This is a genomic window from Chitinophaga horti, from assembly GCF_022867795.2.
GTDB classification, from domain to species: Bacteria; Bacteroidota; Bacteroidia; order Chitinophagales; family Chitinophagaceae; genus Chitinophaga; species Chitinophaga horti.
Window position 1 is genome coordinate 4,514,343 of sequence record NZ_CP107006.1, and the last position, 12,719, is coordinate 4,527,061.

Below are 12,719 nucleotides of genomic sequence, written 5' to 3' on the forward strand. Positions count from 1 at the left end.
GCTGATTTTGCATGCCCTGAAAGGGGGCAGATAACTCTCAGATAACTTAAGATAACTCTCACATAACTCTCAGATAACTTTCACATAACTCTCACATAACTTAAACGTAGTGTGGGCTGTAATTTTTTGTGATAGTGGATTAACGAAAAAAACTACAACATATCAACGATCGATTGGGCAGCGCGGCGGGAGGCGTTGCCTTCGCCCAGGAGGGTCCACAGGGCGGCGTAATCGGCCTTCATTTGTTGTTGTTTGTGCTCGTCTTTCAGCAGCAGCGTAAGCTCCTTCAGCAGGTTGGCTTCTGTGAGATCGTGCTGGATGAGTTCCTTTACTACCGGCTTATCCATGATAAGGTTCACCAGGGAAATGTACTTCACTTTGATGAGGCGTTTGGCAACGAAGTACGAGATGGAGCTGCCTTTGTAGCAGACCACTTCGGGCACGCCAAACAACGCGGTTTCGAGGGTGGCCGTACCGGAAGTCACCAACGCAGCTTTGGCCTGCATCAGCAGTGGGTAAGTCTGGCCTTTTACGAGCGATACGTTGGGATAAGCGGATACGAAACCATTCACAAACGCATCGTCAAGGCTGGGGGCCTGGGCCACAACAAACTGATACTCGGGAAAGTAACGCGCCATGGTGAGCATGATGGGCAGTTTCATTTGCACCTCCTGGCGGCGGCTGCCGGGCAACAGGGCTATCACCGGTTTATCGGAAAACGGCTTTGCTGGTGTTTGCGCCCGCGCTTCTTTTACCACTTCGATTAACGGGTGCCCCACGTACTCTACCTCGTAGTTCCATTTATCGCGGTAAAAGTCTTTTTCGAAGGGCAGGATCACCAGCATTTTATCCACCGTCTGTTTGATCTTTTTCACACGGCCTTCCTTCCAGGCCCACACCTGCGGAGAAATATAAAAGGCGACTTTTATGCCCTGTTCTTTCGCCCATTCGGCAATGCGCAGGTTAAAGCCCGGGTAGTCGATGAGCACGAGTACATCGGGCTTGTAAGCAAGAATATCTTTTTTGCAGGTATCGAGATTTTTGAGAATGGTGCGCAGGTTCATCACGACTTCGATGAAGCCCATGAATGCCAGTTCGCGGTAATGTTTCACCACTTTAGCGCCAGCCTGCTCCATCATATCGCCGCCCCAGCAACGGATATCGGCGGCCGTATCCAGCTGCCTGAGCTGTTTAATGAGGTTACTGCCATGCAAATCTCCCGAAGCCTCCCCGGCAATAATGTAATATTTCATGCTGCTAAAATCCTTTCCTAAGAAATCAGTTTAAGCAGCAAGATAACGATTGCATACAACATGGTGACGAGGAAAATGCCTTTGGCCGTTACATCGCGGCGTTTGCGGGTGTAGAGGTAAAACACTACGCCATTCAGCAACAGGGATACGCTGATGAATTTGGGCAGTAAAAAGCTGTTGGTACGCAGCAATTGCATGAAGGCTGGAAACGACAATCCTTTAGGGGCAAATACCAGTGCATAATACAGGGTCATACCCACTACAGGAGTAATAAAACCTAGTAAAATGCCCAGTACAAGATTGTCTTTCTTCAACATGGTATTAAGGGGATTATTGGTCAGAGCTTCCATTCGGATATTAGTTGTTGCTTGAGTTTGTAATCGGTAAGATCGTATTGGACCGGCACCAGGGAGGAGTAACCGTTTTCCAGCGCCCACACGTCGGTGTCTTCACCTTCGTCCAGGTTGCGGAACTCGCCTGTTAACCAGTAGTATTTTTTGCTATGCGGATCTATTCTTTCTTCAAACTCTTCAACCCATTTCGCATTGGCCTGCCTGCATATTCTTAAGCCTTTGTAAGCCGATGCGTCCACGACAGGTATATTCACGTTGAATAACGTACCGGCGGGCAATTTGGTATTGATCATTTTCGCCGTTACTTCGTGTGCCACCTGTTGGGGCAGGGTAAAATCGGCATCGTATCGGTAATCGAGGAACGAGAAGCCAACGGAGGGCACGCCTTCCAAAGCTGCTTCCATAGCGGCGGACATGGTGCCGGAGTAAATAATGTTGATGGAGTGATTGGCCCCGTGGTTAATACCACTCACGCAAATATCGGGGCGGCGGTGCAGTATTTTGGCCCTGGCCAGTTTCACACAGTCTACCGGGGTGCCCGAACACTGCCAGGCCTCTATGCCCTCAAACAAATCCACCTGGTCGAGCCGCAAAGGGGTACCAATGGTAATCGCATGCCCTTTGCCCGATTGGGGGCTATCCGGCGCTACCACCACTACGCGGCCCAGTGCTTTCACTGCATTCACCAACGCCCGGATGCCCGGGGCGATAATGCCGTCGTCGTTTGTTACCAGTATGGTTGTTTCCTCTTTTGCCAATGGAATTTGGGTTTATACGACAAATTTAACCCCCGGCGGCTAGATTCGGAAATATTAAATGTTAAATAAAAAAATATAGTGTAAATGGTTTTCTGTCATTTACACGTGTGTGTTTAAAGGGAAACCTTTCAGAGTGGAAGTTGGCTTCCCTGCGGTCGCCATGACGGAGTGGGGGGAAGAGTTTTTTTACGTCATGATAACCGAAGGGAAGCAACAGTCATCCTAGAGATCTGCCCGCGACATCTTCCGGTATACCAGGTAGGCAAACAGGCCGATATAGGCCACCGTTGCCACTGCATACACCGCGGTCGGGTACAGGTCCACATTCGGGATCATTTTACCCACCATCGGTTGCGGCATCATTTCGTCCGCCGCCTGCATGGGCAACAGGGAGGCAACACTGCCAAGGTATTTTTTACCGAGCATCACCAGTATCTGCTCTGCTCCCATGGTATAAGCCAGGTACAGCACGATCGCCAGGCCCGCACGACGAATAAATACGCCGGCCAGCAAGGCCAGGGTCAACATCAGGATCGTCTGCCCGAAATAGAACCACACGGATTCGAAGTGGTCGAACGACACGCTGCTCGTACCGTACACGCTACCCATGATCAAACCGGTAATAACGGTCACGAGCAGGCTGATAACGGACAAAGCCACTACCCAAAAGAACTTGGCCAGGATAAACTCCCTGCGCTCCCAGCCGTCGATGATGTTCTGGCGGTGCGTTTTAAACGTGAACTCATTGGTGACAAGGATCACCAGCAGGAAACCGAAGAAGATGGTGAGGTTGGTGTTAACGTTCACAATCATCTGCCATACGGTGGAAAAGTCGTACAACGATACGTTGATAATACCTTTCGACTGGTCCTTTACGTTGCGGTTTACTTCGGCAACGATGGTATTGATGGCGGGAATAAAAACGATGGCCACGCCGAAGAGCACCCAAAAGGTACGGTAACTCTTTACTTTCAGCCATTCTGTGCGTATGATATGTAACATGACAATTAAGCTTTGGTAATTTCAAAAAATGCCGCTTCCAGGCTCTTTTTGCGGATAACGAGATGATTAAGGCGGATGCCGTTGCTGAAGCACCAGGCGTTCACGTCTTCTGCAATAGTGCCGTTCTTGAAGCTTACGTGCAACAAACCGTTGGACGAAGCGATGCTGGCCAGTTCGGGGTGGGTGGACAGCTTTTGCTGCAAACCTTCGAGGTCGGCGGCGCTCAGCTCCAGCACATAATCTTCACGGCTGATCACCAGGCTTACCGGTCCGCTCATGAGTAGTTTGCCTTTCAGCATGATGGCTACGTGGTCGCACACTTTTTCCACTTCATCGAGCAGGTGGCTGGCCATGATCACGGTTTTACCGGAGGTGGCCAGTTTGCGGATCAGGTTCCTTACTTCGGCGATGCCTACCGGGTCGAGGCCGTTGGTGGGCTCGTCCAGCACAAGTACGCCGGGGTCGCCGAGCAGCGCGGAGGCAATGGCGAGGCGTTGTTTCATACCCAGCGAAAAGGTTTTGAACTTGGAGTGCTGGCGTTCGGTAAGACCGGCAATGTCCAGCACACGGGCTATATCGTCTTCCCCGCGCCCTTTGATAGAGGCTGCAATGCGCAGGTTATCGTAGGCGGAGAGGTAATGATAAAAGTTAGGCGTTTCCAGCAGGGTACCCATCTTTTTACGGGCATCGGCATCGGGGCTACCATCAAACAAAGTAAAGGAGCCGCTGTCGGCCTTAAGTACATCGGTAACGATACCGAGCAGGGTAGTTTTACCACTGCCGTTCGGACCGAGTATACCAAATACGCTGCCTGCCGGCACCTCGAACGACACGCCGTTCAAGGCCTGTATACGGCCGTAGCTTTTGGTAATGTTGTGAAGGGATAGAATTGACACGGTGTTAGGTTTTTTTTCTAAAATTAGGTTCACAAAACAGAAACGGGGTGATTGTTTGACCAACACCCCGTTTCGACGTACTAAATATAATATTTTAATTCCGTAAAGGCTTGCCCGTTTTCAGCATGTGCTGTAACCTCTCCAGGGTTTTTCTTTCGCCACAGAGGCTTAGGAACGCCTCCCGTTCGAGGTCCAGCAGGTATTGCTCGCTTACCAGTGCAGGCTCGCTCAGGTCGCCGCCACACATGACGTACGCCAGTTTACCGGCAATCTTCGCATCGTGTTCGGAGATGTAATTGCCTACTTTCATTCCGTTCACACCGGCCAGCATGGCGCCCAGGCCGCCGCGTCCCAATACTTTGATATCGGTACGCTCCTGCGGACGGGTATACCCATCCGTCGCAATCTCGATCACACTTCTTTTAGCGTCGGCGATCACGCGGCTCTGGTTCATACTGATCTCGTCGGTACCATGGCGTAAAATGCCCAGGTCAAAGGCCTCCAGTGCGGAAGTGCTCACTTTCGCGGTGGCGATCGTGAGGTATCTTTCCTGCAGGATGTTGTTTTCTACCAGTCCTTCGCGGAACTCGTCCGATGCGCGTAAGGCCATTTCTTTGGTACCGCCGCCGCCGGGAATAAGGCCTACGCCAAACTCCACCAGGCCTATATAACTTTCAGCCGCCGCCTGTACCTTATCCGCATGCAGACTCATTTCGCAGCCACCGCCCAGAGTAAGGCCGTGAGGCGCTACCACTACCGGTACGGAGGAATAACGCAGGCGCATGGTGCTACGCTGGAAAAGGCGCACGGCCATGTCCAGCTCATCATATTCCTGTTCCGCTGCGAACATAAAGATCATGCCCACATTGGCACCGGCAGAAAATACACCGCCGTCGTTACCGATTACCAGTCCAAGGAAGTCTTTCTCTGCACGGTCTACCGCTTTGTGAATGCCCTCCAGCACTTCGCCGCCAATGGTGTTCATCTTGGTTTTCCAGTCGAGGCAGGCCACCCCGTCGCCAAGGTCGTACAAACTGCAGGCGCTGTTTTTCCAGATAACGTTGCCTGCATAGTTTTCCAGGATGATGAAATTATCGGTCCCGGGTATTGCTTCATATTGCTGCGACACCTGGCTGTAATAGTATTTCTTCCCGTTATCTACTTTATAGAATTTCGTGATGCCTTTGGCCAGCATATCTTTCACCCACTGCGCCACGGTCAAGCCCCGGGCTTCGATGAGCTTTACGCCATTTTCCACACCCAGCAAGTCCCAGGTTTCGAAGGCGCCTATCTCCCAGCCAAAGCCGGCTTTCATGGCATCGTCTACTTTATACAGATCGTCCGCTATTTCAGGGATACGGTTACTGGTATACGAAAACAGGTACGCGTGAAAAGCCTGGTAAAATTGTCCGGCTTTATCGGTACCAGCGTTTACCGCTTTGATGCGCTGCTTCAGATCGTCGATGGGTTTGGCCGCTTCAATGCTGCCGAACTTCGCTTTCTGGCGCGGACCGTATTCCATCGTTTTCAGGTCGAGGGTGAGTATTTCTTTACCGCCATCACCTTTCGTTTTCTTATAAAAACCCTGGCCGGTTTTGTCGCCCAGCCATTTGTTATCCACTATCTTCTGCAAAAAGCCGGGAATGCTGAATATCGCTTTTGCTTCGTCCTGCGGGCAGTTCTGCGCAACGCCTACGGCTACTTTCACCAGCGTATCGATGCCCACTACATCCGCCGTGCGGAAGGTGGCTGATTTAGGCCTGCCGATTACGGGACCGGTCAACGCATCTATCTCATCCACATTTAAACCCATTTCTTCCATCAGGTGAAAGATGGCCATGATCGAGAACACGCCTACACGGTTGGCAATAAAGGCCGGTGTATCTTTCGCGAGTACGGTCGTTTTACCCAGGTACAGGTCGCCGTACTCCATCAGAAAGTCGATCACTGCAGGATCTGTATGCGGCGTAGGTATAATTTCAAGCAGGCGCAGGTAGCGCGGCGGGTTGAAGAAGTGCGTACCGCAGAAGTGTTTCTTAAAGTCTTCGCTGCGGCCTGCTGTCATCAGGTGAATAGGAATGCCCGAAGTGTTGGATGTGATGAGCGTTCCCGGTTTACGGTATTGTTCCACCTGTTCGAACACGATGCGTTTTACGTCGAGGTTTTCTACCACTACTTCTATCACCCAATCGCAACCGGCAATATCCTTCATGTTATCGGTAAAGTTGCCCGTCTTAATATGTTTCGCTACATCTTTGTTAAACACCGGTGAGGGGTTCGACTTTAAAGCAGCCTGCAAAGCGTCATTTACAATGCGATTTTTCACTGCGGGATGATCAGTACTTAATCCTTTTGCCTTTTCCGCGTCGGTAAGTTCTTTCGGGGCAATATCCAGCAACAATACCTTAACGCCTACACCTGCAAAATGGCAGGCAATACGTGATCCCATAACACCCGATCCCAGTACAGCTACTTTATTGATTCTTCTCTGCATGTTTTTCCTGCTTTTAAGCGATGAAATTGAAGTAGTGGAATAATGATTGAATTTAGCATTTTTTGCCATTCATACATCAAACCCGTTGCCGAAAGTTTCAAAACGCGGGGGCATTAAAACAAAAACGGCCGCCCTGTAAGGACGACCGTTTATATCTTTTCAAGTTGATGATCAGCTTACATTACTGCCCGGAGCCACTGCTTCGGCAGGATTCACGAACACCAGGCGGCCATCTTTATCTTCCGCCATCAGGATCATACCCTGGCTTTCGATACCGCGCATTTTGCGGGGCGCGAGGTTGGCGACAAGGGTTACCTGTTTGCCTACCACATCTTCCGGCTGGTAGTGCATCGCAATACCCGATACCACGGTGCGCTGCTCACTGCCTAAGTCTACGGTGAGCTTCAGCAGTTTATCTGCTTTTGCTACCTTCTCTGCGGCGATGATCGTACCCGCTTTCAGTTCCAGCTTAGCGAAATCGTCGTACTGGATCTCGGCCTTCTTCTCCGCTTCCGGCTTCGCAGGTGCGGTGGCAGCAGCGGCGGCGGCGGATTGTGCCAGGCCGGCGTGCAGCTTTTCTACTTGTTGATTCACTTGTTCGTCTTCAATCTTTTTAAACAACAATTCCGGTGCGCGTAAGGAGTAACCTACGCTCAGCAGCTTCATGCTACCGGCGTTGCTCCAGTCGAGCATACGGTCTACCACCTTCAGCATGTGACAGATCTTTTGCGCAGTGAACGGCAGGAACGGGTTGGCGAAGATCGCCAGGTTGGCCGTCAGCTGTAAACATACGTGCAGGCAGTTGTCGATCACCTTCTGGTTCTCTGCCTGCAGCTCCGGCGTTTTAGCCAGCAGCCATGGCGCTTTCTCCTGCAGGTAACGGTTGCCTTCGCGCGCTACGTTCATCATTTCTGCCAGCGCTTCGCGGAAGCGATAGTTTTCCAGCGAATCGGTGATTTTTTGTTTAGCGCTTTGTAATGCTGCAAACACTGCATCATCCCTTTCATCTTTTACATCTGCATGCATAGGCGGCACTTTACCACCACACAGCTTATGCATCAGCACCATCGTACGGTTCACAAAGTTACCAAAGATGGCTACCAGTTCGCTGTTATTCCGGTCCTGGAAGTCTTTCCAGGTAAAGTCGTTATCCTTTGTTTCCGGCGCAGTGCTGCACAATACGTAGCGCAGTATATCCTGCTGATCCGGGAAGTCTTTTACATAATCATGCACCCACACCGCCCAGTTACGCGAGGTAGATACTTTTTCGCCTTCGATGTTGAGAAACTCGTTGGCAGGCACGTTCTCTGGCAACACGAAATTGCCGTGCGCATGCAGCATCGCGGGGAAGATGATACAGTGAAAAACGATGTTGTCCTTGCCGATAAAGTGTACCAGTTTGGTATCGTCCTGGCACCAGTACTTTTCCCATTCGGGCGTAAGTTCTTTAGTGGCGGAGATGTAACCGATCGGCGCATCGAACCATACGTACAGCACTTTGCCTTCTGCATCGGGCAGGGGCACTTTAATACCCCAGTTGCTGTCGCGCGTCATCGCGCGGCTTTGCAGGCCGCTGTCGATCCAGCTTTTACACTGGCCGTACACGTTATTTTTCCATTCCTTATGACCTTCCAGCAACCATTCTTTTAACCATGGTTCGTAGTTGGCCAGCGGCATATACCAATGTTTGGTGGTACGTTTAACAGGCACCGCATCACTAAGGGCAGAACGGGGATTGATCAGCTCATCCGGACTAAGGGATGTACCGCAGTTTTCGCACTGGTCGCCATAAGCACGGTCGTTGCCACATTTAGGACAGGTGCCTATGATGTAACGGTCGGCGAGGAATACATTTTTCACTTCATCATAATACTGCTCGCTCTCTTTTTCTTCGAACAGGCCTTTGTCGTACATGTTCTTAAAGAAGGCCGATGCAGTTTCGTGATGCACTTCCCTGGACGTGCGCGAAAAGATATCGAAGCTGATGCCCATGGCCGCGAAACTATCGCGTATAATCGCGTAATATTTGTCTACTATATCCTGCGGCGTCACGCCTTCCTTCATTGCCTTAATGGTAATGGGAACGCCATGTTCGTCGGTACCGCCAATAAATTTCACGTCTGCCCCGGTCGCCCGCAGGTAACGTACGTATATATCCGATGGCAGGTAACAGCCAGCAAGGTGCCCGATGTGAACAGGACCATTTGCGTAAGGCAGCGCCGCAGTAACCAGATATCTGTTAAATTGTTTCATCCGTACTTTTTTGTCTTTTATTCCGGCGGAAAAGGAAGCCAGGGTGAATTAAATTTTAATCCTTGCGGGATTCATTTTTCCGTTTTGAAATATTGCTTATACTTGTTGGCAATATTATACATTAATCAGCAAAGGTAACTAAAGCACTTAAGAATGATAAAAATTCCACCATATCTGAAAAAAGGCGACCTTATCGGCATTACCTGCTCCAGCAGTAAAATGGAGCTGTACCAGGCCGAATATGCCGCCAGTGTGCTGGAATCGTGGGGCTACCGGGTACACCTGGGCATTACGGTTGGCACTAGTTTCCATAATTTCTCCGCGCCGGACGAGCTTCGCCTCGAGGAGCTGCAGGATATGATGGACGATCCCGAGATCAAAGCTATCCTTTTTGGCCGCGGTGGCTACGGCATGATCTGTATTATAGACCGGCTGGACTTTACCCGTTTCCGTAAGCACCCTAAATGGCTGATCGGCTACAGCGATGTAACCGTACTGCACTCCCACGTGCACCAGAAACTGGGCATTGCCACCATGCACTCGATGATGAGCAGCGGCATTACCATTGCTACCCGTGAAGATCAATATGTGCAAAGCCTGCGCCTGGCACTGGCCGGCAAAAGTTATAAATACAGCTTCGGTCCGCACCCGATGGACCGTACCGGTACGGCTACAGGCGAACTGGTGGGCGGTAACCTTACCTTACTGGCGGCCGTATCCGGCTCGGCCTCGCAGGTAGACACCAAAGGCAAAATACTCGTACTGGAAGATATTGGCGAATACCGGTATAGTGTTGACCGTATGATGTACAACCTGAAACGCGCCGGCTGGCTCGATAAACTGGCAGGCCTCGTCGTAGGCAGCTTTACCGAGGCCCGCGAAACGGAAACACCGTTCGGTCAGTCGGAATACGAGATCATCAATAACCTGGTGAGCGAGTACGACTACCCGGTGTGTTACGGCTTCCCCGTTGGCCACCAGGAGCAGAATTATGCCCTTAAGTTGGGGCTGAAGCATGAATTGAAGGTGAGTGGCAAGCAGTGCAGCCTGAAGCAGCTGAAATAAATTCTTCGGTTATGTTATGAAAAGAGTAGGGAACAGCGGCACGCTGACTGTGATGTTATCGTGCCTTGGCCCAATCGCCCTCGTGGCGTTGTGTACCGGCATAGATGTTTGAACGGTTTTAGGCCTGTGGTCCCTGGGTGGCGCTGTCATATGGGCGGCAACACATTTAAAGGGAGACAGATCGCGAAATGACCAGTCCCTCTTTTCTTTTAATCCGCCAGCAGCGAATCTATCTTTTGCTGATACACTTTATATTTCGTTAACCCGTTATGACTCCCCCTTCTATCGTTACAAACTCGTCTGCCGGCTTTAGCAGCGGCTTCAACTTATCTGCCGAAGCATAAGGTACCACCCGGTCGTTCGTACCGTGGAAGATGACCACCGGCTCCGCTACTTCAGGCAGGTACTGGTAGGTCGGGAACTTAAAATCCATCAGGTAATCGTAGGGATACACCGGTGCGTACTGCATGACTACGTCGGGCAGGCTGTAATAAGGTGTTTCGAGGATGAGTTTTTTGCATTCCACCTGCGAGGCCAGTTCCGCCGCCACGCCTGTACCCAGCGACTTGCCATAGATCACGATCTGCCAGGGCGCCACGCGACCGCGGGCCACCTTGTACATCTGCATCGCATCACTGTAAAACGTACTTTCTTTCAGCCGGCCGGTACTTTTGCCAAACTGGCGGTAGTCCATGATGAGCGCGTCGTAGCCGTTGCGGGTGAAGTACTGCATGTAGGGGGCATATCTTTCAATATTCTGCCCGTTGCCATGGAAGTATAAAACGATGCCATGCGACTTTTCCGCCTTAAACAGTACGGCACTGATCTTTTCCTTTTTGTTGATGGGGATAAGCAGCTCCTCGAAGGGAACATCAAATTTATACTGGTAATTCATCGGCAACACCGTCGGATGAAAGATCAGTTTTTCCTGTATGAAGTAGAGTACGATGCCGCCCGTAATATAAACAGCGATCGCCCATATCAATATCTTCTTCCAGGCCAGGTTTTGTAAAAATGATTTCATGTTTGTAAAATATCTCTGATAAAGGCATGGTACTCCGGGAAAGTGGGCAGATTGTTATGCCCTCCGCCTTCGATCCTGATCAGCGTGATCATGTGCGGGTTAATGGCCTGCAAATGTTCGCTGTGGCGTATAGGGATCAGCCGGTCTTTGGTTCCATGTAAAATATAAGTATGGCATTTCACTTCTTTGATCCAGCGGTCGGTGCGAAGGTGGTAGCGTAACACCCAGCGCAGTGGCAGCACCGGTAAAAAACGTTTCACTACACGGGCAAAGCTGTAATACGGCGCATCCAGGATGAGGTATCGTGGTGCATTGTCGCCGGCCACTTTGGCGGCGAAACCGCTGCCGATGCTGCGACCGTAGACTAACAGGCAGTGTTCCGGCTGCGCGGCCCGCAGTGTATCGTATACGAACTGCGCATCCTGCAGCAAATCCTGCTCGCTCCTTTTGCCGGTGCTTTTACCGAAACCCCGGTAGTCGATCATCACTACGTCATAACCGTAACGGGTAAAGTCTCTGGCAAACTTGCCCCAGCCTTTAATACTGCGCGAATTGCCGTGAAAGTAAAGGATGGTGCCGCGCGGCTCGTCTACCATAAAGTGTAACCCGTTAATCCGCACGCCCGGCGCTACCTCATAGAACAACTCTTCAAACGGCTGATCATACTTAAACGTAAAATCGGGATGCAGTTTTTCGGGCTTGAAGATAAACGCCTCCTGTACCAGGTAAGCGATGACCAGCAGTAGTACGTAACCGGCTATGATATAGATCACCGTAGGGTTCATCACCCTTAAGTTACGTAAAATCTAGTCTTCCACGTCCGGCTCTATCGTCATACCATACTCGTCGGCAGTTAACAGGCCACGCTCTTTAGTTTCGGCAACCACGCCTGCATCGGCGCGCGTCTCCGTAGTTTTATATTGCTGGTGCAGGAAGTCGAAGCTGTGCAGATTAGCCAGTCCCGGCACTTCCAGCAGGTAGCGCATTACGCTGTTAACGATGTGGGTAGCAGCGGCACCGTGTGTGAAAGGCAGTGCACCAGCGTCGAAGTTGCGGTATTCATCTACTTCCTTTCGTACGCAGCGATAGCTCGCGCTAAAGTCGCCATTCGCCTGCGGGATATTGAAGCCTGCCCACCAGGCCGTCCAGTTATGCACTTCGGCCATCACGAAGGGTTTGCCACCCAGTATACAGCCGTCGTTCACCACCAGGTGGGTGGGTTCGTTCTGTGAACAGTCGATCACCAGGTCGAACTCGCGGATCACCTGCTGCACGTTTTCAGGCTTTACCTGTATTAAGAACGGGTAGTGTTTGGTAAAAGGATTAAAGGCCCACATACGGCTGGATGCCATTTTAGCTTTATGCTTCCGGATGTCCTGTATCTGGAACAGCGGGGTGCGGGAAAGGTCTTCTTCATTCAGCACACCATAATCCGCAATGCCTATTACGCCCACGCCGGCGGCGCTCAAATATTGTAATACGGTAGCGCCTAATCCACCGCAACCGATCACCAGGATGCGGGTATTCTTTATCTTTTCCTGCATGCTTAAACCAAGGCCGGGTACGGCGATGGAATGTTTATAACGCAGCAGCTCTTTCTCGTTCAATGCCATTATTCGTT

The 12,719-nt window shown here is 51.0% G+C and carries 11 protein-coding genes; 1 reads left to right on the forward strand and 10 read right to left on the reverse strand.

Annotated elements, in window-relative coordinates:
• Positions 1-152: 152 nt before the first annotated feature.
• The 7 genes from lpxB to metG form a co-directional block, all read right to left on the reverse strand.
• Positions 153-1,253 carry a lipid-A-disaccharide synthase gene (gene lpxB / locus MKQ68_RS18115; protein ID WP_264280342.1) on the reverse strand — a complete coding sequence of 367 codons (1,101 nt, stop codon included), beginning with the start codon at positions 1,251-1,253 and terminating at the stop codon, positions 153-155.
• A gap of 17 nt (positions 1,254-1,270) precedes the next feature.
• On the reverse strand, positions 1,271-1,603 hold the full coding sequence (locus tag MKQ68_RS18120) for a hypothetical protein (protein ID WP_244842165.1): 333 nt from the start codon (positions 1,601-1,603) through the stop codon (positions 1,271-1,273).
• Positions 1,591-2,364 carry a 5'/3'-nucleotidase SurE gene (gene surE, locus MKQ68_RS18125; protein WP_264280343.1) on the reverse strand — a complete coding sequence of 258 codons (774 nt, stop codon included), beginning with the start codon at positions 2,362-2,364 and terminating at the stop codon, positions 1,591-1,593. The genes MKQ68_RS18120 and surE overlap by 13 nt, the downstream gene beginning before the upstream one ends.
• A 222-nt stretch (positions 2,365-2,586) precedes the next feature.
• Positions 2,587-3,366, reverse strand: coding sequence for an ABC transporter permease (locus MKQ68_RS18130; protein WP_264280344.1), 780 nt, complete (start codon positions 3,364-3,366; stop codon positions 2,587-2,589).
• A gap of 5 nt (positions 3,367-3,371) precedes the next feature.
• On the reverse strand, positions 3,372-4,262 hold the full coding sequence (locus tag MKQ68_RS18135) for an ABC transporter ATP-binding protein (protein ID WP_264280345.1): 891 nt from the start codon (positions 4,260-4,262) through the stop codon (positions 3,372-3,374).
• Positions 4,263-4,356: 94 nt separating this feature from the next.
• Positions 4,357-6,756 carry a 3-hydroxyacyl-CoA dehydrogenase/enoyl-CoA hydratase family protein gene (locus tag MKQ68_RS18140; protein WP_264280346.1) on the reverse strand — a complete coding sequence of 800 codons (2,400 nt, stop codon included), beginning with the start codon at positions 6,754-6,756 and terminating at the stop codon, positions 4,357-4,359.
• Between the two features lie 171 nt (positions 6,757-6,927).
• Positions 6,928-9,009, reverse strand: coding sequence for a methionine--tRNA ligase (metG, locus tag MKQ68_RS18145; RefSeq protein ID WP_264280347.1), 2,082 nt, complete (start codon positions 9,007-9,009; stop codon positions 6,928-6,930).
• Between the two features lie 153 nt (positions 9,010-9,162).
• On the opposite strand from metG, the gene MKQ68_RS18150 reads away from it, so the two are divergent.
• Entirely contained in the window at positions 9,163-10,074 is a 912-nt protein-coding gene (locus tag MKQ68_RS18150; RefSeq protein WP_264280348.1) for a S66 peptidase family protein, read from the forward strand.
• A 259-nt stretch (positions 10,075-10,333) separates the two neighbouring features.
• On the opposite strand, the gene MKQ68_RS18155 is transcribed toward MKQ68_RS18150, so the two are convergent.
• Genes MKQ68_RS18155 through MKQ68_RS18165 form a run of 3 tightly spaced genes read right to left on the reverse strand, consistent with a single transcriptional unit; the run spans position 10,334 to position 12,711 of the window.
• Positions 10,334-11,098, reverse strand: coding sequence for an alpha/beta hydrolase (locus MKQ68_RS18155; protein ID WP_264280349.1), 765 nt, complete (start codon positions 11,096-11,098; stop codon positions 10,334-10,336).
• Positions 11,095-11,883, reverse strand: coding sequence for an alpha/beta hydrolase (locus tag MKQ68_RS18160; protein ID WP_264280350.1), 789 nt, complete (start codon positions 11,881-11,883; stop codon positions 11,095-11,097). The genes MKQ68_RS18155 and MKQ68_RS18160 overlap by 4 nt, the downstream gene beginning before the upstream one ends.
• Before the next feature lie 21 nt (positions 11,884-11,904).
• Positions 11,905-12,711 carry a HesA/MoeB/ThiF family protein gene (locus tag MKQ68_RS18165; protein WP_264280351.1) on the reverse strand — a complete coding sequence of 269 codons (807 nt, stop codon included), beginning with the start codon at positions 12,709-12,711 and terminating at the stop codon, positions 11,905-11,907.
• Positions 12,712-12,719 lie beyond the last annotated feature (8 nt).

Bases quoted from the DNA above. Each gene is read 5' to 3' on its own strand.
- MKQ68_RS18130 (WP_264280344.1), bottom strand. From the start codon at position 3,366: ATGTTACATATCATACGCACAGAATGGCTGAAAGTAAAGAGTTACCGT.
- MKQ68_RS18140 (WP_264280346.1), bottom strand. From the start codon at position 6,756: ATGCAGAGAAGAATCAATAAAGTAGCTGTACTGGGATCGGGTGTTATG.
- MKQ68_RS18165 (WP_264280351.1), bottom strand. From the start codon at position 12,711: ATGGCATTGAACGAGAAAGAGCTGCTGCGTTATAAACATTCCATCGCC.
- MKQ68_RS18160 (WP_264280350.1), bottom strand. From the start codon at position 11,883: ATGAACCCTACGGTGATCTATATCATAGCCGGTTACGTACTACTGCTG.
- MKQ68_RS18150 (WP_264280348.1), top strand. From the start codon at position 9,163: ATGATAAAAATTCCACCATATCTGAAAAAAGGCGACCTTATCGGCATT.
- MKQ68_RS18155 (WP_264280349.1), bottom strand. From the start codon at position 11,098: ATGAAATCATTTTTACAAAACCTGGCCTGGAAGAAGATATTGATATGG.
- lpxB (WP_264280342.1), bottom strand. From the start codon at position 1,253: ATGAAATATTACATTATTGCCGGGGAGGCTTCGGGAGATTTGCATGGC.
- metG (WP_264280347.1), bottom strand. From the start codon at position 9,009: ATGAAACAATTTAACAGATATCTGGTTACTGCGGCGCTGCCTTACGCA.
- MKQ68_RS18120 (WP_244842165.1), bottom strand. From the start codon at position 1,603: ATGGAAGCTCTGACCAATAATCCCCTTAATACCATGTTGAAGAAAGAC.